The organism is Polaribacter sp. 11A2H (assembly GCF_011379025.1).
In the GTDB taxonomy this organism is placed as follows: domain Bacteria; phylum Bacteroidota; class Bacteroidia; order Flavobacteriales; family Flavobacteriaceae; genus Polaribacter.
Map to the genome: position 1 here is coordinate 140,021 of NZ_WTLD01000008.1, position 23,645 is coordinate 163,665.

18 protein-coding genes are annotated in these 23,645 nt (G+C 31.1%); 9 read left to right on the plus strand and 9 right to left on the minus strand.

Translation table 11 applies throughout. The features are described 5' to 3' along the window. Positions 1-62 precede the first annotated feature (62 nt). Together GQS58_RS11865 and GQS58_RS11870 are read left to right on the plus strand one after the other, a co-directional pair. Positions 63-671 (plus strand): short chain dehydrogenase, encoded by a 609-nt coding sequence (locus GQS58_RS11865; protein ID WP_166386127.1) that lies wholly within the window; start codon positions 63-65, stop codon positions 669-671. Between the two features lie 165 nt (positions 672-836). Further along, positions 837-1,544, plus strand: a complete 708-nt coding sequence (locus GQS58_RS11870) for a zinc-dependent peptidase (protein WP_240914608.1) — start codon at positions 837-839, stop codon at positions 1,542-1,544. Between the two features lie 23 nt (positions 1,545-1,567). Here GQS58_RS11870 and GQS58_RS11875 read toward each other — a convergent pair whose 3' ends face one another. Both GQS58_RS11875 and mutS read right to left on the minus strand, forming a co-directional pair. Further along, complete coding sequence (locus tag GQS58_RS11875) at positions 1,568-2,023, minus strand: RNA methyltransferase (RefSeq protein WP_166386131.1); 456 nt, start codon at positions 2,021-2,023, stop codon at positions 1,568-1,570. Continuing rightward, positions 2,023-4,596 carry a DNA mismatch repair protein MutS gene (gene mutS / locus GQS58_RS11880; RefSeq protein WP_410524707.1) on the minus strand — a complete coding sequence of 858 codons (2,574 nt, stop codon included), beginning with the start codon at positions 4,594-4,596 and terminating at the stop codon, positions 2,023-2,025. The genes GQS58_RS11875 and mutS overlap by 1 nt, the downstream gene beginning before the upstream one ends. Before the next feature lie 470 nt (positions 4,597-5,066). Here mutS and GQS58_RS11885 point away from each other — a divergent pair, with 470 nt between their 5' ends. Continuing rightward, a complete protein-coding gene (locus tag GQS58_RS11885) occupies positions 5,067-5,597 on the plus strand; it encodes an RNA methyltransferase (protein WP_166386135.1) in 531 nt (176 codons plus the stop codon). Positions 5,598-5,895: 298 nt separating this feature from the next. Here GQS58_RS11885 and mgtE read toward each other — a convergent pair whose 3' ends face one another. From mgtE to GQS58_RS11905, 4 genes are all read right to left on the minus strand, one after another. Continuing rightward, the gene (gene mgtE, locus GQS58_RS11890; RefSeq protein ID WP_166386137.1) at positions 5,896-7,248 is read right to left on the minus strand and encodes a magnesium transporter; all 1,353 of its coding nucleotides are present in this window, start codon (positions 7,246-7,248) and stop codon (positions 5,896-5,898) included. Further along, positions 7,229-8,041, minus strand: coding sequence for a 16S rRNA (adenine(1518)-N(6)/adenine(1519)-N(6))-dimethyltransferase RsmA (gene rsmA / locus GQS58_RS11895; RefSeq protein WP_166386139.1), 813 nt, complete (start codon positions 8,039-8,041; stop codon positions 7,229-7,231). The genes mgtE and rsmA overlap by 20 nt, the downstream gene beginning before the upstream one ends. 33 nt (positions 8,042-8,074) lie before the next feature. Continuing rightward, complete coding sequence (locus GQS58_RS11900) at positions 8,075-8,404, minus strand: DUF4286 family protein (RefSeq protein WP_166386141.1); 330 nt, start codon at positions 8,402-8,404, stop codon at positions 8,075-8,077. Positions 8,405-8,500: 96 nt separating this feature from the next. Continuing rightward, positions 8,501-10,294: a tetratricopeptide repeat protein gene (locus GQS58_RS11905; protein ID WP_166386143.1), complete on the minus strand. Its 1,794-nt coding sequence runs from the start codon at positions 10,292-10,294 to the stop codon at positions 8,501-8,503. 125 nt (positions 10,295-10,419) lie between these two features. Between GQS58_RS11905 and GQS58_RS11910 the strand changes: the two genes are divergently transcribed. After that, positions 10,420-10,563, plus strand: coding sequence for a hypothetical protein (locus tag GQS58_RS11910; protein ID WP_165731424.1), 144 nt, complete (start codon positions 10,420-10,422; stop codon positions 10,561-10,563). Between the two features lie 142 nt (positions 10,564-10,705). On the opposite strand, the gene serS is transcribed toward GQS58_RS11910, so the two are convergent. Further along, complete coding sequence (gene serS, locus GQS58_RS11915) at positions 10,706-11,980, minus strand: serine--tRNA ligase (protein WP_166386145.1); 1,275 nt, start codon at positions 11,978-11,980, stop codon at positions 10,706-10,708. A 399-nt stretch (positions 11,981-12,379) separates the two neighbouring features. Further along, positions 12,380-13,312 (minus strand): bifunctional riboflavin kinase/FAD synthetase, encoded by a 933-nt coding sequence (locus tag GQS58_RS11920; RefSeq protein WP_166386147.1) that lies wholly within the window; start codon positions 13,310-13,312, stop codon positions 12,380-12,382. A 192-nt stretch (positions 13,313-13,504) separates the two neighbouring features. Here GQS58_RS11920 and GQS58_RS11925 point away from each other — a divergent pair, with 192 nt between their 5' ends. Together GQS58_RS11925 and GQS58_RS11930 are read left to right on the plus strand one after the other, a co-directional pair. Then, a complete protein-coding gene (locus GQS58_RS11925) occupies positions 13,505-16,357 on the plus strand; it encodes a TonB-dependent receptor (protein ID WP_166386149.1) in 2,853 nt (950 codons plus the stop codon). A gap of 18 nt (positions 16,358-16,375) precedes the next feature. After that, positions 16,376-18,007, plus strand: a complete 1,632-nt coding sequence (locus GQS58_RS11930) for a G-D-S-L family lipolytic protein (protein WP_166386151.1) — start codon at positions 16,376-16,378, stop codon at positions 18,005-18,007. Between the two features lie 81 nt (positions 18,008-18,088). Here the strand turns inward: GQS58_RS11930 and GQS58_RS11935 are convergent, their stop codons facing one another. Continuing rightward, on the minus strand, positions 18,089-19,303 hold the full coding sequence (locus GQS58_RS11935) for an aminotransferase class V-fold PLP-dependent enzyme (protein WP_166386153.1): 1,215 nt from the start codon (positions 19,301-19,303) through the stop codon (positions 18,089-18,091). Positions 19,304-19,403: 100 nt separating this feature from the next. Between GQS58_RS11935 and GQS58_RS11940 the strand changes: the two genes are divergently transcribed. The 3 genes from GQS58_RS11940 to GQS58_RS11950 are packed head-to-tail and all read left to right on the plus strand — an operon-like array spanning position 19,404 to position 23,596. After that, positions 19,404-20,723: a serine hydrolase domain-containing protein gene (locus tag GQS58_RS11940; RefSeq protein WP_166386155.1), complete on the plus strand. Its 1,320-nt coding sequence runs from the start codon at positions 19,404-19,406 to the stop codon at positions 20,721-20,723. Positions 20,724-20,768: 45 nt separating this feature from the next. After that, on the plus strand, positions 20,769-21,929 hold the full coding sequence (locus GQS58_RS11945) for an ATP-binding cassette domain-containing protein (RefSeq protein ID WP_166386157.1): 1,161 nt from the start codon (positions 20,769-20,771) through the stop codon (positions 21,927-21,929). 17 nt (positions 21,930-21,946) lie between these two features. Then, positions 21,947-23,596 (plus strand): hypothetical protein, encoded by a 1,650-nt coding sequence (locus GQS58_RS11950; RefSeq protein ID WP_166386159.1) that lies wholly within the window; start codon positions 21,947-21,949, stop codon positions 23,594-23,596. The last annotated feature ends 49 nt before the right edge of the window (positions 23,597-23,645 follow it).

The window sequence follows — 23,645 nt, forward strand, 5'->3', positions numbered from 1 at the left end:
TGTCCTCTTCATAAACTTTTAGTGCTTCATAAATTTGCATATAATTTAAAAACAGATATTATATGAAAACAATAATTTTAATTGGAGCAAACGGAAAAATGGGACAAGCTGCTCTTACGGGTCTAGGAAAACACAAAGTTATAACTGCTGGACGTTCTGCTGATAGCTATGACTTTCAAGTAGATATTACAAGCGAAGCATCATTAAGGAAATTATATGAAGATGTTGGTCATTTTGATGCTGTTGTAAACACTGTTGGTGTTTGTGAATATGCAAATTTTACTGAAATGACCGAAGAACAATGGATGAGTACCATTTTAAGTAAAATGATGGGACAAATAAACATTGTACGTATTGGTCAAGAATACATTGCAGATAAGGGGTCATTTACTTTAATAACAGGAATTTTAAATACTAAGCCTATACCTTTTGCAATTGCTGATGCTACTACTAGTGGCGCTATTGATACATTTGTTAAATGTGTTGCTTTTGAAATGCCAAGAGGAATCCGAGTAAACTCAATAAACCCAACTGTTTTAGAAGAGGCTTGGGATGTTTATGGTGAAATGATGCCAGGTTTTGAGCCAGTTCCTGGAAAGTTAGTAGGTAAAGCTTTTGAACGTTCGGTTGATGGATTTATTACGGGTCAAGTAATTTTTGTAGATGCATAAATACAAACTTAAGCCGTATATAATTTATTGCTAAGTCCTCATCTATTTACGAAAGTTTGTGAGGACTTTTTATTTAGTTATTATTTACTAAATTAGTAGCTTAAAACACGAACCAAACCAAACACAAGAGCGTTACTTTTTTAAACATTTTTGTCACTATCATTCTTGCTTTTTTTTAGAAGAAAATCAAAAATTGAATGTCATGAAGTTCTATTTAAATCAAACTCATATTATAAGAACCTTTCAGATGTTCATAAAACTAATTTTCAAGTAAGAACATTATTATTTATTTCTACAACAAACTTCAGTTCAGAGCCTGATTTCATTGTAAATAAAAAAATGAAAATTATTATTTCGAGTGCTTTTGTTCAAATTACATTTGGATTAAAAACGGATACTTTAAATAAGTTTAATGATGTATTTGTTGCACCAAGTTCTTACTCTTATAAAAATAATACAGCAGTTTTTAAGGGTGATGTAAATATTGCAACTAGAAAGGTAAATATGTCTTGGCCTGCAATAGAAAAGGGCTTTAAAATTACAGATGATGCGCTTAATTTATCTATTCACGAATTTGGTCATTGTTTAATTTTCGAGAATCATACAAGATCTTATTTCTCTAAAATATTTAATAAAGGAGATTTTGAAAATTGGAAAAGTCAAGCAAAAACGAAATTTAAAAAAATAAAAGCGAAAGAAAACATCGTTTTAAGAGATTATGCAGGTACAAATCTTGTTGAGTTCTTTTCAGTTTCATTAGAAACCTTTTTTGAACAAGCAGCATATTTTAAAGAAAACGAACCAGAACTGTATGAAAGTATGACGCAATTATTAAAGCAAGATCCAATTAATAAAAAGAATCCTATTTTATAATATTTACAGATTTTTAATCAACTTTAAAAATTAAACTTCGCTTGCCGATCATACATAATAATGCTTCCGGCAACAGAAACATTTAAGCTCAATTCCGATTTAAATTTTACCAAATGATGCGATTTTTCAATAGCTGCATTAGACAATCCATGATCTTCTGCGCCTAATAAATATACGCAACGTCTCGGATGTTTAAAAGTTTCTAATTGTACTGCTTTTTCATCTAATTCTACCCCCACTAACATGGCGCCTTTTGGCAAGTTGTTAAAGAAATCATCAAAATTTTCGTAATGAAAATAAGGCATTGCTCCAGTAGCTTTGTGTGTATCGCAAGCTTGTTTAGCATAGCGATTGCCAATGGTAAAAATAAAACTTGCACCCATATTTTGTGCAGAACGCCAAAGAACTCCTAAATTTTCGGGCGTTTTTCCATTCTGAATTCCGATTCCGAAAAAACCTTGTTCTAAATTATTTACCATTAGTTTTTAATCAACATTCTTTTAATCTCGTTCAATTTCATTAAGGCTTCAATAGGTGTTAAAGTATCAATGTTTGTTGCTAAAATTTCTTCTTTAATGTTTTCTAAAAGTGGATCGTCTAACTGAAAAAAGCTAAGTTGCATTTCTTCATTTTGTTCTTGTTTTAAAACGTCTTTAACTTCAGCATTTTTATTGTTCTTTTCTAGTTTTGCCAAAATTTTATTCGCTCTGTGGATTACCATATTTGGCATTCCAGCAAGTTTAGCAACATGAATACCAAAACTATGATCAGAGCCACCAGAAACCAATTTACGCAAGAAAATAATGGTGTTTTCTAATTCTTTTACCGATACATTAAAGTTTTTAATGCGCTCAAAAGAAGTAGTCATTTCATTCAGTTCATGATAATGTGTAGCAAACAACGTTTTTGCTTTGGTTGGATGTTCGTGTAAGAACTCAGAAATAGCCCATGCAATCGAGATTCCGTCATAAGTAGAGGTTCCCCTACCAATTTCATCTAACAAAATTAAACTGCGCTCAGAAACGTTATTTAAGATCGAAGCGGTTTCATTCATTTCTACCATAAAAGTAGATTCCCCCATAGAAATATTATCACTTGCACCAACTCTAGTAAAAATCTTATCTACAATTCCGATTTTTGCATTCTGAGCCGGAACGTAACTTCCCATTTGTGCTAATAAAACAATCAATGCTGTTTGTCTTAATATTGCTGATTTACCAGACATATTGGGTCCGGTAATCATAATTATTTGTTGCTGAGTTCTATTCAATACCACATCATTTGCAATATAAGCTTGATCTATCGGTAATTGTTTTTCAATAACTGGATGACGACCATTTTTAATCTCTAAATCGGTACTCTCATCCATAATTGGACGCACATAATTGTTATCTATTGCTAAAACCGAAAAAGACAATAAACAATCAATTTTTGCAATAATCTGTGCATTTTCTTGGACTATCTGTACATATTGAATGATATATTGTAATAACTTAGAAAATATTTCTTGTTCTATTTTGGCTATTTTTTCTTCAGCACCTAAAATTTTAGTTTCGTATTCTTTTAACTCTTCAGTAATATAACGTTCTGCATTTACTAAGGTTTGTTTACGAATCCATTCTTGCGGAACTTTGTCTTTATGAGAATTTCTAACCTCTATATAATACCCAAAAACATTGTTGAAAGAAATCTTTAAACTTGTAATTCCTGTGCGCTCTGTTTCACGCTTTAGCATATTATCTAAATACTCTTTACCAGAGTTAGAAATAGCGCGTAAATCGTCTAATTCTTTATGAACGCCTGTTGCAATGGCATTTCCTTTATTGATGTTTACCGGAGCTTCATCAAATAAAGTTTCATTAATTTTTTCAATTAAATCATTGCAAGTATGTAACTGATTTCCGAGAGCTTTTACAGCCTTATTTTTACTCTTTTCTGCGGATGCTTTTATCGGAAGAATCGCCTTTAAAGAATCTTTTAAAAGTACAATTTCTCTTGGTGAAGCTTTACCTGTTGCTACTTTAGAAATCAATCTTTCTAAATCGGATATTTGTTTTAATTGATAGGTTACCGTCTGAGAAAACTCATCAGAATCTATAAAAAACTTTACCAATTCATGACGATTTTTAATCTCGTCTATATTTTTTAATGGAAGCGCCAACCAACGTTTTAACAATCTTCCGCCCATTGGCGATATCGTTTTATCAATAACATTTAATAACGTTACTGCGTTTACAGAATTCGGATTATAAAGTTCTAAGTTTCGAACCGTAAAACGATCCATCCAAACATAATTATCTTCAGCAATTCTACCAATATGCTGAATGTGTTTTAACTGATTATGTTGTGTTTCAGATAAGTAATACATCACTGCACCGGCAGCAATAATTCCGTTTTTAACATCTTCGATTCCAAAACCTTTTAAACTCTTTACTTCAAAATGATTTTGTAATGTTTCGTTTGCGTATTCTTTTTGAAAAACCCAATCGTCTAAATAAAACGTATAATAACGGTTTTCAAAAAGTTCTAAAAATTGTTGTTTGTGTTGTTTTTGAACCAAGACTTCACTCGGACTAAAATTCTGCAACAATTTATCGATGTATTCTGCATTTCCTTGCGCCACTAAATATTCACCTGTAGAAACATCTAAAAATGAAATTCCGAGTTGTTTTTTATCAAAATGAACCGCCGCTAAAAAGTTATTGGTTTTGGTTTGTAAAACTTCGTCATTTAAAGAAACTCCAGGAGTAACCAATTCTGTAACACCACGTTTTACAATGGTTTTGGTCATTTTCGGGTCTTCTAACTGATCGCAAATGGCAACACGCATTCCAAATTTTACCAACTTTGGTAAATAGGTATTTAAAGAATGATGCGGAAAACCGGCCAATGCAGTTTCTGTTTCACTTCCGGCACCACGTTTTGTTAAGGTAATTCCTAAAACATCAGCAGCTTTTTTAGCATCTTCACCAAAGGTTTCATAGAAATCTCCTACTCTAAAAAGTAACATTGCATCAGGATATTTATTCTTGATTGCGTTGTATTGTTTCATTAAAGGAGTAACCTTTTTTGCTTTTGATTTTGCCAAGTTTTTGGAAATTTTCAGTTAGTTTTGCGAAGATAGAAAAAGTAGTCAGTATTCAGTTGGCAGTTTGTAGTGAACTTATTCACAATAAGTCAGAACTTTTAATTAAAGGGCGATAGTTAGGAGTTTTATTTACTGAGGCATGCTTTAAAATGTTAAATATTTGTTTCGAAGCATATCTTGTAACCTTGGGTTGAGGTTGTTGATTAAAACAAAATTTGGGCTAAAGCCATTATGCTGGAAATACTTTAAGACCTGTGGATAAATCTACAGGTAATTGAATTAAAATTATGGATTGTTACAGACTTTAGTCTGTGTTTAATGATCAGTTAAATATTGGCTTTAGCCAAATAATTATAGTTAGGAACGCGATAAAACTCTTATAAACGAATGTTTTTAAAACCTCTGTGAGGTTTGGAGTTTTGAATAAAATAAGTATGAGAAAATTAAAGAATAACGAGTTAGGAAGAATTACTGTTGATGAATTTAAAACAGTAGAGAAGACGCCTATTATAGTAGTTTTAGACAATATTAGAAGTTTAAATAATATTGGTTCTGTGTTTAGAACGAGTGATGCTTTTTTGATTGAAAAAATCTATTTATGTGGTATTTGCGCTACTCCGCCAAACAAAGATATTCATAAAACAGCTTTAGGTGCAACAGAATCTGTGGCTTGGGAATATGTAGAGGATACGTTGACTTTGGTTGAAAAATTAAAAGCAGAAAATGTAAAAGTCTTATCTATTGAACAAGCAGAAAACTCTACAATGCTCGACACTTTTTATCCGACGATAGGAGAGAAGTATGCTATTGTAATGGGTAATGAAGTTAAAGGAGTACAACAAGAAGTTGTAAATGCGTCTGATTTGTGTATTGAAATTCCGCAATTGGGTACCAAACATTCTTTAAATATCTCTGTTACTACAGGGGTTGTTATTTGGGACTTGTTTGTGAAGTTAAGAAAATAGTCCTTTTTTCATACTGTTTGTCTTTTTCGAACAGATAGAGAAATCAGATAAGGTTGCTTTGGTTTGTATATTGTTGTTATGAGGTTTCTCCTTGCGGCTAAATGACTAGTGGGGTGTTATTTTTTTGATTTCTTTAAGCATTATATTGAATTGTCAAATTAGACTAAAAAAGGTGTTTTATAAATACAAGTAGTTAGCAAACAAGTTTAGCCCAGATTGAAGCATTTGTTTGAGCTCTTTTTTGCTTTTTTTAGCAAAAAAAGCGAGTGCAGAAAGCTGGAAATAGCTTCTAAAAAATTTAGAAACCCAGTACTAATTTAGCAATAGAAAAGTAGATTAAAATTCCTAAAATATCATTACTGGTAGTTATAAATGGGCCTGTTGCTAAAGCAGGATCGATGCCTTTTTTAGCTAAAAGAATAGGGATAAAAGTACCGATAATTGAGGCAATAATAATTACGGAAATTAAGGAAGCTGCTACGGTAATACCTAAATCTAGTGGAAAACCTAAAAACAACATTCCGGCAGACATTAATAAGGCAGCCAATACAAAACCGTTTAACAAGCCTTGTAATATTTCTTTTAACAACCTTTTAAATAGTGATCCTTTTAAGCTGTCGTTTGCCAAACCTTGCACAATAATTGCAGAAGATTGTACACCTACATTACCTGCCATTGCAGCAATTAAAGGGGTAAAGAAAAAAAGTTCTGGAAAACTGCTCATTGCACTATCAAAACTACCTAAAATAGAAACAGAAACAAAACCACCAAAAAGGGCTAAAATTAACCAAGGTAATCGTGCTTTTGTAAGTTCCCAAATGGTATCATTTGCTTCTACATCTTTAGAAAAACCAGCAGCCATTTTATAATCTTTGTCGGCTTCATCTCTAATAACATCTAAAATATCATCAATAGTAATTCTACCTACTAAAACGTTGTTATCATCTACAACAGGTATGGCTTCTAAATCGTATTTAGCCATTATTTTGGCAACGGCTTCATCATCTTCATGCACGTTTACAGCATCTACGGTTGCTTTACAAATGTCTGCTATTTTATGGTCTGATTTGGCAATTATTAAGTCTTTTAAAGACATTCTACCTACTAGTTTATCTTCTTTATCTACTACGTAAATAGAGTGCACTCTGGTAACGTCTTTTGCTTGTCCTCTTATTCTGCGCATGCAGCCGGCAACGGTCCAGGTTTCATAAACTTTTACGAGCTCTTTTGCCATTAAAGCTCCTGCAGAATTATCATTATAAGACAATAACTCTTTAATATCTGCCGCATGGTCATCATCTTCTAAAGCAGACATTACACGTCTTTGTCGCTCTTCTGAAAGTTCACCAATAATATCTGCAGCATCATCGGTATCCATTTCTCTAACCTCATCGGCAATTTCTTTTGCAGATAAGTTTTTTAAAATTTCTTCACGCGTATCTTCGTCTAATTCGGTAAGTATTTCTGATGTTTTTTCACTATCTAAAAGTTTGATTATATAGATAGCTTCATCAAAATTAACTTCGTCTAAAACTTCTGCAATATCGGCAAAATGGACTTCAGAAAATAATGCTGTTATTTCTTTATCATTTTTAGAAATGATAAGTTCTGATAGGTTTTCTAGGGATTCATCATTGATTTCGAACGTCATTTTCTGCCAATTTTTGCGTAAGTGAAATAAACTCAGAAACAGATAATTGTTCTGGGCGTTTCGCAAAGATAGGGTCTTCTTTTAGAGAATCCGAAATATTGAAAGACTTTAAACTAGAACGAAGCATTTTTCTTCGTTGGTTAAAGGCGGTTTTTACTACTCTAAAAAATAACTTTTCATCTACAGGTAACGAATAATCTTTTTTACGAACTAATCGTATTACTCCAGAATCTACCTTTGGTGGCGGATTAAATACTGTTGGCGGAACTGTAAATAAATATTCTACATCAAAAAAGGCTTGGGTTAAAACAGATAAAATTCCGTACACTTTACTACCTTCTTTTTCTGCAATTCTCTTAGCCACTTCTTTTTGAAACATACCTGCAAATTCTGGTACGTAGTCTCTATTTTCTATGGCTTTAAAAACAATTTGTGTAGAAATATTATAAGGAAAATTACCAATAATTGCTACTTGCTTTTTATTAAAAATATCTTGAATTTGATTCTTTAAAAAATCGCCTTCAATAATTTCGAAATGTTCTTTAGAGGTGTCTAATTTAATGTGCTCTAAAGGAAAAGTTTCATGTAAATAAGCAACAGATTCTCTGTCTAATTCCATGACAGTTACTTTTGCTTTTTTAGGTAATAAGTATTTGGTTAAAACCCCCATTCCCGGACCAATTTCTAAGACATCATCATACCCATTTCCAGTTAAGGCATCTGCAATGTTTTTTGCAATGCTTTCATCCATTAAAAAATGCTGACCTAAATGTTTTTTTGCTTTAACTGACATGTTTATGTTTTTTAAAAAGTAAAGAAATTGTTCTTAATTGTTAGTATTTGTAGGGTAAAATTCTTTTATCAACCTTAATTCTGTTCTAAAAGCTAACATTTTATCTCCAAATTTTCGCAGGCTTTCTTGTTGTAATATTTCTGCTTCGTGTTTGTAATAATCGTCTAAATCTTCTCTTGTATTTGCGGTATATTGTATCGAATACGTTCTACCACCCATTTCTTCTTCTACCAAAACTTCGGTTAATTTAGCTACTGTAAATTTGCCTGTATTTAGTACTTTTAAAATGTGCGATTCCATCCAGGTTAGCCATTCTAAATGAACGGTTTCATCTATATTTATAGTTACGTTGTATATGTACATGCTATTTTTTTTCCTTATCCTGCAAGGTTTTTAGAACCTTGCAGGTTTATTAATTTATTTTTATACCTACAAGGTTTTTGAACCCTTGCAGGATGATTAAATATCATCTCCTCTTAATTTTCGGTATTTTTTTCTAGCATCTACAAGATAAATACTAGAAGAATAGTCAAAAATAATCTTTTGATAGTATTCTGAGGCTTTTTCTGGGTTGTTTAATTGATTATTATACAATTCTGCCATTTCATAGTAGACATCATCTGCATAAATACCTTGATTATCGGCGGCTATAATTTTTGAAAAACTGGCAATAGCGTCGTCATATTTTTTTTGTTTGATGAACAACTTTGCTTCAAAAAATAATACATCATCATAAATTACTTCCCCAAGTGTTAACCCGTTTTCAAAAACGTTTTTAGGTGTAAATAAACTGTGTAATTCTGTTAATGCTTCTTCATTTTTATTCTGATAAGAAAGCAGTTCTGCCTTGGCCAATTGTTTTAAGCCAGACGGAATAGAATCTACTGGTTCATTATCTGTAATTTTTAAAAACAACTCTAGAGCGTCATTGGCAATTAATTGTGTTGTAGCGCCTTTTAATACTTTTAACTGTGCTTTAGCCCATGTAAAATCTGCTTTATAATAACTTGTTTGTGCTACTTTAAAACGTGCTTGTTGTGCTAATTCGTGGTTTTTAAGTTGCGTTTGAATTTGAGAAAAATAGATCAATGCTTTGTTGTAATTTCCTGTAAAAACTAAAATATCTCCTAATTTTAGTTTTATTCTGGCTTTATCAAATCGAGAACGAGAATAGTTTAAAGCCTCTTCTAAAACAGTTTTAGCTTCGTTTGGTTGGTCTTTTTTAAAAGTTAAAAAATCAGCATATTCTACTTGTAATTTTATGGTTGATGTATTTTTACCGTACTGATTAAAAAGAGATAGAAACATATTTTCTACTTCAGGATTATTTGTTGCGACTGCTATTTTTGTAAGATATAAAGAAGCATCAATTTTTTCTATTTGTAAAGTTTTTTGTTGGGTAATAAAATAAAAACATTCTTTAGCAGTGCTATAATCTTTGTTTTCAAAAGCTATTTTTCCTAAATCAAAAATAGAATTTAAATCAACAGGGTTTCTTTTGTACAAAGCTTTTTTTTGCGTAAAAGCTTTATGATAATCTTTCTGTTGTGTAAAAAGCCAACTTAATAAAAGATTCCAAACATCTTTTGGGTTGCTTGCAGATTTTTTTAAAAGTGTTTTTCTAAATAAAATATTTGCTTCATTTTTTGCATCATCTGTAATATAACTACTCGTATATCTTTTTACTAAATCGTAATTTTCAATGTTTTTATCAACTAGATTAAAGTAAGCCTCAAACATTTTTTTTAAATCACCTTTTTCACCATAAATCTGAGCAATTCTAAAGTTATAATCTGCTTTTTTATTTTTAGCCATTGTTTTTGTATAAGCTAAAATTGCATGATCTAAAAGATTGTAATCTTTAAAAAGTCTACCAATAAATCCGCCATAAAAACTGTTTGTATCAATAGAATTTAAAGCTAAAGAGTAATTTTTTTCTGCCAACTCTTGTAATTCTTGTCTTTGGTAGTTATACCCTAAGTGCACATAGAAAAAAGCTTGTTTAGGGTCTTTGTCAAGTGCGGTTTTTAATAGTTTTTCTACTTCATTAAATTTATTGGTTTCTTGATAACAAGAAATCAATCTACTTAAATAAGTAGTATTAAAAAGGTTGTTAGCATATAAGTTTTTAAAGATTTGAGTGGCTTTTTCATACTCTCCTTCTCTATAGTAATCTTCTGCCAAATAATAATCACCTTGAGAAAAGCTAACGCTAGTTATGGTAATAAAAATAAGTAAAAACAGTTGTTTCATCAATTTCAAAGATAAGTAAGAAATATGTTAAATTTTTATTAAAGACGTCTGTTCTAAGGTGTTCTTTGTAACATTTTGGCACGAAACTTGTCTAAAGAGAATATAACCAATCAAATTTTAAGAAGATGAATACATTTAAAAAACAATACGAAACAGCAAAAAACAATTCTATAGAGTTTATGAAAAACGGACAAATTAGTGCGTATTTAAATTCACTTTTAGAAATGAATAAATACAAAAGATTAATGGTTGCTGTAGTTGCAAATTAGTTTGCAGCTACCAGTCTCAGTAAGCAGTGAAAAAAAGTAATCAGTCTCAGTTTGCAGTACTATTAGAACTGCAAACCGCTACTGAATCATATTTTCACAAACTTTAGCACTGAATACTGCTACTGTAAACTGAATACTAAAATTAATCTATAATATCGAACCCGCAATAAGGTACTAAAGCATCCGGTATTTTAATTCCGTCTGCAGTTTGATAGTTTTCTAAAATACCTGCTAAAACACGAGGTAAAGCCAAAGAACTACCGTTTAGGGTGTGTGCTAATTCGCTTTTACCTTCTTTATTTTTAAAACGTAATTTTAATCTATTTGCCTGAAAAGCCTCAAAGTTAGATGCAGAACTAATTTCTAACCAACGGTCTTGCGCTGTAGAAAACACTTCAAAATCGAAGGTTAAAGCAGCTGTAAAACCAGTATCACCACCACACAAACGTAATATTCTATAAGGTAATTTTAACTCTCTTAAAATATCTTTAATATGTTCTACCATGCCGTTTAAAGCTTGGTAAGAATTATCTGGATGCTCAATACGTACAATCTCCACTTTATCAAATTGATGCAATCTATTTAAACCTCTTACGTGTGCACCATAACTTCCTGCTTCACGTCTAAAACAAGGTGTATAGCCCGTTACGGTAATAGGAAATTCAGCTTCTTGCATTAAATTACCACGAAACATGTTCGTGATAGGAATTTCTGCCGTAGGAATTAAATATAAATCATCTACCGTAGAATGATACATTTGCCCATCTTTATCTGGCAATTGACCCGTTGCCGTTGCAGATTCTGTATTTACCAAATGTGGCACTTGTACTTCTGTATAACCTGCTTTGGTATTTTTATCTAAAAAATAGTTAATTAATGCACGTTGTAATCTTGCTCCTTTTCCTTTATAAACCGGAAAACCAGCACCTGTAATTTTATTACCTAATTCGAAATCAATGATATCGTATTTCTTAGCTAATTCCCAATGAGGCAAAGCATTTTCTCCTAAATCAGGAATTGTTCCTTCACTAAAAATGTTCTCGTTATCTTCTTCAGAAGTTCCTGCTTTTACAGAAGTATGCGGTATGTTTGGTATTTGATAAAGTAACGTTTGCAACTCTTCTGCAAAAGCATTAAAATTATCACCAAGCTCTTTAGATTTCTCTTTTAACTGAACTGTTTTTTCCTTTAAAAGATTCGCTTTCTGTACTTCTCCAGATTTAAAAAAACCACCAATTTCTTTGGATAATTTATTAGATTCTGCCAAAGTATTATCTAACTCAACCTGAGTAGATCTTCTATTCTCATCCGCAGTTAAAACTTGTTCAATAATAGTTGCTGCATTGGCAAAATTACGTTTTGCTAAACCTGCTAAAACCGTTTCTTTGTTGTCTCTAATAAACTGTACTTGTAACATTTTTGTAGAATTTTTGTAAATGCAAAGATATAATTTGTGAAATTGTTTTACACTAAATTATACATAAAAGTATGCTGTAAAATTCTAAACAAATAGGCACAAAGAAATCATAGAAAATAGATGTTTTCAAATGTTTTTTGGGCGTTACCACAAGGGTCAGGCTTTCGCACTCGCTTTTTTTGTAGAAAAACAAAAAAGAGCTCAAACAATTGCGCTATCCTTAACGCGTAGTGAATACTAAAAAAGGAAGTTATTATAAGGTTACTCAGTTCAGACCCTTCAGGTTTTAAAAACCTGAAGGGTCTTTAATATTAAATACCGAAATTGTCATTTCGAAGTATTGAGAAGTCCCATAACAGTGATAACACAAATCTGCAAAAAAAAAAAAATTGTAAAAACTTAAAGGTTTTCTTTAATATACTCTCTAGCCGTTTGTTCATCCTTTTTAATCTGAACAACTAATGCATCAATAGAACTAAATTTTTCTTCATCACGTAAAAAATAAAGTAATTCTATCGTTAAATATTCGTTGTATAAATTTTGGTTGAAGTCAAAAAAGTGGACTTCAATTGTTTGGTAAGTTCCATCTACGGTTGGTCTGCTGCCAATATTCATCATTCCAAAAACAGTTTTATTGTCTATGGTAGATTTTACAACATAAACCCCCGTTTTAGGTATTAATTTATACGCTTCTTTTACATCAATATTTGCCGTTGGATACCCAATTTTTCCGCCTAACTTTTTTCCGTTTACAACAGTACCACTCAGCATAAAGTTATAACCCAAATAATCATTGGCAGTTTTTAAATTTCCAGTAGCCAAAGCACTTCTTACTTTTGTAGAACTTACAGAAACATCATCTATATCTTGTGCCGGAATTTCCTCTACCACAAAATCGTATAAATGGCTATATTCTGTTAATTGAACAATGTTTCCTTCCCTATTTTTCCCAAAATGATGATCGTAACCAATAATTAATTTAGAAATATTTAGTTGATTTACCAAAACATCACGCACAAATTCAAGTGCATTCATTCTAGAAAATTCTTTACTAAAAGGATGAATGATTAAGTAATCTAAACCTGTTTTTTTAAGTAATTCTGCACGTTCTTCAATCGTGTTTATCAATTCTATAGTAGCATCTTTTTGCAAGACCATTCTTGGATGCGGAAAAAAAGTAAGTAAAACAGATTTACTATTTGCTTTTTTAGCCTCTAAAACTAGTTTGTCAATAATTTTTTGATGTCCAAAATGAACGCCATCAAAAGTACCTATGGTTACGTATGTTTTTTCTGAAGTAGAAAAATTAGAAATATTCTGAATTGTATTCAAAAAAAGATAATTAAATATATGACAAATGTACAATAACTAACGGTTTTTACTAATATGAAAAAGAGTAGTTTTTAAACTTTCTATTTAATAATATTATGGTGATATATTGCTATAATCTTAAAATAAAGACCTGTTTGTTAAATTATTCAAAAAATATTGTATTTTGCATTTAGTTAACAAAAAAATCAAATTATGATAAAAAAAATTATACTTCTTGCAATTATAGCTTTTAGTAGTGTAACAATGGTAGCTCAAACCACTGTTACAGGAACTGTTAAAGACGCTAAAACAGGAGAAACTCTTCCTGGAGCAAACATTAAAATTTCTAGAAAGGCCGTAGGTACTACTACAGACTTCGATGGAAATTTTGTATTAGAGGTTGCAGACAAACCCCCTTTTACCATAGAAATTTCTGTATTAGGTTTTCATACAGTAAAAGTAGAAATTACAAAAAACAATCAAAAAGTAGCTGCTAATTTAAAAGAAAATGCAACTTCTTTAGATGAAATAGTGGTTTCTGCTTCTAGAACTCCAGAACGTATTATGGAATCTCCAGTTACGGTAGAAAGAATGGATAGTAGAGCTATTAAAAACACTTCTGCCCCCTCTTTTTATGACGGATTAGAAAACTTAAAAGGAGTAGATGTAAACACAAACAGTTTAACTTTTAAGTCTGTAAATACACGTGGTTTTGCAACGTTTTCTAATACTCGTTTTATGCAGTTAGTAGATGGTATGGATAATTCATCGCCAGCATTAAATTTTGCATTGGGTAATTTATTAGGAATGTCTGAGCTAGATGTAAAAACGGTTGAGTTACTTCCTGGTGCATCTTCTGCTTTATATGGTGCAAATGCATTTAACGGAATAATGTTTATGACAAGTAAAAGTCCTTTTGAAGATCAAGGTATTAGTATTTCTTTAAAATCTGGAATTACAAGTCAAGAAGCAGCTGGAGACAATGAGTATAATGATTTTAATCTTAGAATGGCGTATGCTTTTTCTGATAAGTTTGCTGCTAAAGCTACTTTATCTTATTTAAAAGGTACAGAATGGCATGCTACAGATTATAGAAATACCAGAGATGGTGGTTATGCTTTTGGAGATAGAGATTCTGATAGAAACTATGACGGTTTAAACGTTTATGGAGATGAGGTTTCTACCAATCTAAGAGGTGTTGCAGAAACATTAGAGGGGTTAGGTATTTTACCTGCCGGAGCTGCAGCTTTAGTGCCGAGTGAAAATATAAGTAGAACAGGGTATGATGAAAGAGATTTAATGTCTTATGAAGCTAAAAGTGTAAAATTTGGGAGTTCTTTAAATTATCGTCCTTTTGGAGATGATCGTTTAGAAATAATATGGAATTCTAAATTTGGTATTGGAAATACTATTTACCAAGGTACCAATAGATACAATATTAAAGACTTCTTTATGGAGCAACATAAATTAGAAATTAAAGGTAAAAATTTCTTTCTTAGAGGATATATGACAAGTGAAGATGCAGGTAATTCTTATGATACTCGTTTTGCAGCTATTAATATTAATAGATCTTGGAAAGATGATAATACATGGTTTGGTCAGTACACAGGTGCTTTTGTACAAAGTACTTTAGCCGGTTTAACTGCAGACCAAGCACATGCAATTGCTAGACAAACAGCAGAGTCGGGTAGGTTACTTCCTGGTTCAGCAGAATTTAATGCTGCTTTTGATAAAGTAATAGCAGATCCAAATTTAGTTACAGGTGCAAAGTTTCAAGACAACACAAAATATTATCATTCAGATGCAAACTATAACTTTAGAGATTATATAGATTGGGCAGAGTTTCAGATTGGTGGTTCTTATAGATTATATTCTTTAAATTCTAACGGAAGTATTTTTACAGATTATGATGGTCCTATAGAATACAATGAATATGGTGTGTATACACAAGTTCAAAAACAATTTTTAGAAGACGATCGTTTAAAAATTACGGCTTCTATTCGTTATGATAAAGCACAAAATTTTGAAGGTAACTTTTCTCCAAGAGTTTCTTTTGCGTATGCAGGCGGAGAAAATAAAAATCAAAATTTTAGAGCCTCTTTTCAAACAGGTTTTAGAAACCCAACAACACAAGATCAATATATTGGATTAAATGCTGGTAGAGGATTTTTAGTAGGTTCTGCACCAGATAATTTAGATAGATATGTAACAAATCCTTTAACAGTTAGTGGTGCAGGTCAGAATTTTACAGGATCTGGAACCACTGCTCTTTCTGGAAGATCTGCCTATGAAAATGCTTTTTCTGCAAGTTCTGTAGAAGCATTTGCTGCCGGACAAGTTGCAGCACCAAGTAATGCGAATGTATCTATAGTAAAACCAGAAAAAGTAACTGCTTTTGAAGTTGGTTATAGAGGTTTAGCTTTAGCAGACAGTCAAAGAGTAACTGTAGATTTAAGTGTGTATTATAACCAATATGAAGATTTTATTGCAAACAAAAATGTTGTCGTTCCTTTTTATGGCGATGTTAACTTAACACAAACAGCACCAGTTGGATCAGGAGGATCGCAAGTTCCTTTAGCATTAGTGGCTTTAGGAAGTGGAGATTTTACCGCTTTTCAAACATATACCAACTCTGCAGCAGATATTAGCTCTTACGGTGCTTCTATTGGTTTAAATACAAAAATTTTAGATGGATTTAATTTAGGTTTAAACTATACGTTCTCTAAATTTGAATTTGACCAAGCATCTGATCCAGATTTTGAAGCTGGGTTTAATACTCCAGAACACAAAGTAAAATTACAATTTGGGAAAACAGATTTATTTAAAAACTTTGGTTTTAATATTAATGCAAGATGGCAAGATGAGTACAGATGGGAGTCTACTTTCTTAGATGCAACAATTGCTTCTAGAACAGTCTTAGATGCGCAAATTAATTATAGCGTTCCTACTTGGAAATCTGTTTTTAAATTAGGTGGTGCTAACTTAACGGGTAAAGAATATTTAAGTGCTCCTGGTGTTGGTGCAATTGGTTCTCAGTATTACCTTTCTTGGACAATTAATAACTAAAATAAAATACGATAATTTATGAAAAATTATAAATATATAGGATTGTTTCTTTTAACGCTTAGTTTAACATCTTGTGATGTGAATAATGAGTTAGATACAATTTCAGAAGATGCAACAGCAGTAGCACTAAACGCAAACGGATTAGATTTCTCTAAATACGTTTCTCTTGGTGCTTCTTTTACTGCAGGTTATACAGATGGGGCTTTATTTAAAGCAGGTCAAGAGAATTCTTTTCCAAATATTTTAGCAACAAAATTTAAAGCTGCTGGAGGAGGAGATTTTAATCAGCCATTAATGAATGATAATACCGGTGGTATGATAATTCCAGTTCCTGGAGTTGATGATTTTGCTTATCGATTAATTTTTAATGGAGCAACTCCGCAAAGGTTAAATGAATTTTTAACAAATTTAGGTGCTCCTGTACCACCAGTATCTACAAATGCTGGAGTAAGTTTGGCAGCAGATGGTAGTATTTTTACAAATGTTGGAGTGCCAGGTGCAAAGAGTACTCATATCAACCTTAATGGTTATGCAAGTTTGAACCCATATTTTGGACGAATGGCAAACTCACCATCAGTTTCTATGTTAGAATATGCAATTGCACAAAACCCAACATTTTTTACATTAACAGAAATTGGTGGTAATGATGTTTTAGGATATGCTACAACAGGAGGAGATGGTACAAACCCAATTACACCAATAGCTACTTTCGATTTTGTCTTTAATGACATGGTAAATCAATTAACAGCAGTTTCTTCTAAAGGAGTTATTACAAATGTTCCTAATATTACAGATTTACCACATTTTACAACGGTACCTTTTAATCCTTTAGACCCTAATGATAAAGATACAGGTGCGGCTCTTAAAGCTCAAATACCTACATTAAACACTGTTTACGGAGGTATAAATAGAGTTTTTACGGCTTTAGGTGAAACAGATAGAATTATTGAATTTTCTTTAGAGAATACAAATCCTGTTGTTATAAAAGATGAAAGTTTAACAGATATATCTGCTCAAATTACTGGAGGCTTACTTTCTAGTGCTACCTTTGTTCCTTTTGTTCAGCAATTTGGTCTTCCTGCAGAAGCTGCTCCATTAGTTGCCTCTTTATTTGGGCAATATTATGGACAAGCAAGACCTGCAACGGCAAAAGATTTATTAGTGTTATCTAGTAGTGGGGTAATAGGTAAAATAAATACTACTTCTTTACAATTTTTAATGAGTAAAGGGTTGCCACAAGCTTTAGCGGGTCAGTTTTCTGCAGAAGGAGTAACACTTCCATTAGCAGATAAATGGGTGTTAACACCAGAAGAACAATTAGAAATTAAAACGGCTACAGATGGTTATAATGCTACAATTGCTAGTGTTGCTAGTGCAAAAGGGTTAGCTTTTGTAGATTTAAATGCTATTTTAAATGAAGCTTCTACAAGCGGAGTTGTATTTGATGGTTATACAATGACTACAAACTTAGTTACTGGTGGTTTAATCAGTTTAGATGGTATTCATTTAACAAGTAGAGGTTATGCTTTAATGGCAAACAAAATTTTAGCTTCTATAGATGCTAAATATGGTTCTAACTTTACCACAGCTACAAATAGTTTAGCAAAAGCAGGAGCGTACCCAACAAATTATTCTCCTAGTTTAAAATAATAAAATAGCGTATTAGTTGCATAAAAAAAGGTTGAGAATATTAATTTTCAACCTTTTTTGTTTTTATAAAGTGTTGTTTACTTAAGACAACATCATTGTTGCTCTTTTTACGCCAGCAACTAAAATATCTATTTCTTCTTTTGTATTGTAAAAAGAAAAAGAAGCTCTTATGGTTCCTGGTATTTTATAGAAGTCCATAATTGGTTGTGCACAATGGTGTCCTGTTCTTACTGCAATCCCTAATTTATCTAATATAGAACCAATATCATACGGATGAATATCGTTTACATTAAAAGAAATTACAGCTGTTTTATCTTTTGTCGTTCCGTAGATTCTTAATCCTTCTATTTTTAAAAGTTCTTGTGTTCCGTAAGCTAAAAGCTCATGTTCATATTCAGCAATATTATCAAAACCAACGGAATTCATATAATCTATGGCTGCTCCAAAAGCAATTCCGCCACAAATATTTGGGGTTCCAGCTTCAAATTTATGAGGCAAACCTGCGTATGTAGTTTTTTCAAAAGTTACGGTTTCTATCATTTCTCCACCACCTTGGTAAGGAGGTAGTTTTTCTAACCATTCTTGTTTTCCGTATAACATTCCAACACCTGTTGGCCCACATAATTTGTGAGCAGAAGCCACATAAAAATCAACATTTAAAGCTTGTACATCTGGTTTTATATGAGGTGTAGCCTGAGCTCCATCAATTAAAACAGCAGCATTCACCTTATGCGCAGCATCAATAATTTCTTTAATTGGGTTTACTGTTCCCAATGCATTAGAAACGTGGTTACAGAAGACTAATTTTGTATTCTCATTCAATAAATTATGATATGCCTCCATGTTTAAAGAACCATCTTCTAACATAGGAATTACCTTTAAAACAGCGCCCGTTTTCTCGCACAACATTTGCCAAGGCACAATATTAGAATGGTGTTCTAAAGCAGAAACAATTATTTCATCACTTGTACTTAAAAGTGATGCAAAACCAGCTGCAACTCTATTAATACTGTCTGTTGTACCAGAAGTTAAAATAATTTCATACGCTTCTTTAGCATTAAAATGATGTTGAATTTTAATACGCGCTTGTTCGTATTTATCTGTTGCTTCCTGACTTAAAGTGTGTACGCCTCTATGAATATTAGCATTGTAATTACTGTAATAATCTACAATTGCATCAATAACAACTTGTGGTGTTTGAGAAGTAGCAGCATTATCAAAATAGACTAAAGGTTTTCCGTGAACGGTTCTTTTTAGAATTGGAAAATCTGCTCTAATTTTATCAACATTTATCATACAAAATCAATTTAAAAGACAAAGATAACCGTTGATTTTTTAAACTTGTGATAAAGACAATATGATTTTCTTATTTTTACATAATTAAACTCTTTTTCTGATGAAAATTTTTAAACGTATTCTACTTTTAGTATTGATTCTTGTTTTATCTACAGTAATTTATAATTATCCAAAATTGAACCTATTGGCTGGTTATTCTGCTAAAAATATTGCTTCGTCTGTTTTTGTTGCAGAGAGAACTCTAGAATATACTGATACCACGGACAATGATTTTTCTCCAGTTAATTTGGCTTCGGATAGCGTTGATTTAGAAAATAAAAATGCAACATCTTCTGCTTTTGGCTTGTTAACAAGAAAAGCTATTTATAGAGAAGGTTTAGGAGCTGTTTTAACTTTAAAAGAAAGTGATGAAACTGCAGATTACTTAATTCCTAAAAGGTTAAAACCAGATAATAACACACCTTATCCTTACGGAAATGCACCACAAAAAGACACCATTTTTGCAAATTTAGATTATGATAAAATTGATGAATCTGTAGATTTTCTATTTGATTCAATCAATAAAACAAGAGCTGTTTTGGTTGTTTATAAAGATCAAATTGTTTCAGAAAAATATGCAGAAGGCTTTCATAAAGAGTCAAAATTATTAGGTTGGTCTATGACTAAGAGTTTGTTAAGTACTGTATTTGGAGTTATGCAAACCCAAGGTGGAATTAATGTGTTTGATAAGGCTCCTATTGATTCTTGGCAAAAGGACGAACGTAAAAACATTACTATCAATAATTTATTACAAATGAATTCTGGTTTAGAATGGGATGAAAATTATAGTAGAATCTCAGATGCAACTAAAATGTTGTTTTTAGATAGAGATATGACCAAGATGCAAGAAAATAAGCCTTTGGTTGGTACTCCAAACGAAAGTTGGAATTACTCCTCTGGAACCTCTAATTTATTATCAGGTATTTTAAGAACTTACTTTAAAACGCATCAAGAATATTTAGATTTTTGGTACACTAATTTTATTGATAAAATAGGGATGAATTCTATGGTCTTAGAAGCCGATTTAAGTGGGAATTACGTGGGTTCTTCTTATTCATGGGCAACTGCAAGAGATTGGTCTAAATTTGGGCTTTTATACCTTAAAAATGGTAATTGGAATGGAGAACAATTATTTACCAAAGAATGGGTTAACTATATAACTACGCCAACGCCAACATCAAACGGAACTTATGGTGCGCAGTTCTGGCTAAATGCAGAAAATGATTTTAAAGATGTACCCAAAAACATGTATTATGCAGATGGTTTTCAAGGACAAAGAGTGTACGTTTTACCCGATCAAGAGATGGTAATTGTCCGTTTTGGTTTAAAGAATTTTGATGAAAACACCTTTTTAAAAGGGGTGATTGAATCGATAAAATAAACTTTATCATTTCTAATTATAAAAATTGCTAGAATTTAGAGAAATATGATACAAACACAAGAAGAATTAATAGAAAATGCGCTTTTATATTTTAAGAGAGGCGATTTTTCTTTAGGGTATAGAACGCTTTTAGATGCTTCTTTAAATACCGATTCTACAGAAATATTTACAAAAGTGTTAGACTTTGTAGAAAAATATGAAAATGAAAGTAGTGATGATAAATCGTCGCTACTTTTGTTGTTTACAGAATGCTGTAATCAACTAAAAAAGATAAAAATTGAAACCAAAAACTTAGTTGGTACACCAATTTTAAAAGCAGAAAATATTACCAAAGATTATAACAAAGGTCGTTTTGTTTTAGGTCCTGTAAATATCGAATTGAAAAAAGGCGATGTTTTTGGTTTGGTTGGCGAAAATGGAAATGGAAAAACAACATTATTAACGGTGTTGGCTTCTTTAAATAAAGTATCTGCAGGTAGTTTAGAATATTCTTTTTCATCAAAAAATAAAGACGCTTACAATGTGTTGTCTAAATTGGTTTACATACCGCAAAGAACCGCAGTTTGGTATGGTAAAGTTTTAGATAATTTAAAATTTGCATTGGTACATTATGGTGTAAAAGGCAAAAAAAATGATTTATTAGTTTTAATGATGGTTGCCAGGTTTGGTCTTTGGAAATACAAAGATTTAAAATGGAGTGAACTTTCTTCTGGATATAAAATGCGTTTTGAATTGGCAAGAACAATGTTACGTAAGCCAGAAATTATTTTATTAGATGAGCCTTTAGCAAATTTAGATATTTTGGCACAACAAATTATTCTAGAAGATTTAAAGATGATGTCTAAATCGCCTGTAAACCCAATTGCAATGGTGTTTTCTTCTCAGCAATTATATGAAGTAGAAAAAATTTCTGATGAGGTTATTTATTTAAGAAATGGTAAACCTTCTAATCAATTAAATATAGAAGGAAAAACAGCAAAGCAATTAATTATAGAATTAGATGCAACCAACGCTAGAGAAGAATTAGAAACTGTTTTTAAAGAACTGAATTTAGAAAAGCTAGAGTTTAATGGAGGTGTTTATATCTTGTACTTTAAGCATGAAATTACATTTAATATTGTGCTAAATACAATTGCAAGTCATCAATTAAATGTAACTTATATTAGAGATATTTCTAAATCTACCAGACGCTTTTTTGTGTATTAATCTTCTAAAAAATAATAATGAATTTCATCAATAAAATAAATAAATACCTTTTAGAACATTACCCATTAATATGGAATACTCGTTTAGTTTGGATGCTTGGAGTAAATATAATTATTCACCTACTTTTCTTTTTAATAGGCTTTTGTACTGTAAATGATTTATCAGATTTAAAAGAACATCATAAATTAGATGATTTTTTCTACATTACATCTAACGTGTATTACAACGTGTTAATCTCTATTTTTATCTTATTAATTTGGATTGTTTTTTACTTAAGAAATAATGCTTTTAAAAATTTATATTCCATAAAAAAAGGAATGATTTTTCAGCAATTTTGCATTGTTTTTATCATCATCTTAATAAGTACAACACAATTTTATTCTTTTAAAACCGGGTTAAAAATTAAAACGAGGTCTCTTTATAGTTGGCAAGAAATAGATAACGATATTAAGGTTTTTAATAAGTTTAGTTTGTTTTTAGCGCAAAATCAAGTTGAATATGAAATAGATAAAAAAGAATATCCGGCTCCTTTTCCTTTAAAGGTTGTAGTTGGCTATAATCATAATTTAGAAGCAAATATTGATACTACACAAGCTTTTATCAAAATGGATGGTCGTTTTTTACAGTTTTATAAGTTCAATAGTAATTATGATATAGAAACGAATAACTCTTACGAAGCTAGATCTGAGATTGTTTTTGATAATTTTGACGATAGAACTATAATTGATATAAGTGAGTTTAAAGAGTTTTTAAGTCCGTCGCTATTAAACTATTCAAAACAGGAGTTTAATTACGGTCAAGATACTTTAGATTATAAAAAACAGCTTCATTTCTACGAAGAAATATTAAATAATAAAGATGATGTAAAAATAAAAGCAGGCTTAAGTGAGGTGCTTTCTATCTCAAAAAAATATGAAATAAAACATAACTTAACAGTAGACAATTGGTTTAAATTAATAGACAATAAACCAAATTACCTTTTAACTGAATTGATTAATGAGAGCAACCCAAAAGAAGAATACTATGCAAGAACAGGTTATGGAGTAAACAATCTATCTTCGGGTAAAGATATTCCGTATTCTAAGCGTTTATACTTCGATTTTAATAATACTGATAATTTTTTTAAGAACGTATATGAATCTTATTTTTCTGGTTTTGATATTGTCTTTTTGTATTTTATAATTGCCTTTTCTTTTTGTTTAAGTATTCTTATTTTAATATTTAAAACAACAAGTATTAAAACATTATTGTTAAGTTTTGTAGCAAGTTTGGTTGTTTTGGTCTTAATAGTTTGGTTAATGTCTTCTTCTAACAATTTGTTTGGGTATAGTAAATACAACGAGTACTTTATAATGTTATTTATCTCGTTTTTAATTATCGTTTTTTCAATTTTTTCTTATATTTTAAACTGGAAAAAAACAATAATATCTATCTTTTGGTCTTTAGTTTTATTTGCAGTACCAACCTTCTTTTTATTTACTGCTTTTAGTTATTCTAGATTTTTAAAAGATGTTTATTTAGAGTTAAACCCTCAAAATTATAATTATAAAAGTAATTTTGAAACGTGGTTTCAGAATTATGGTTTTTGGGCAATACTGTTGATTAGTGTAATTACAATCTACGTGTATTCGTTATTTATTAGAAAATTAAAAGCAAGACCTGAGTAAACAATTTTAGACTAAAACATAATAAAACCACTTATTTCTAAGTGGTTTT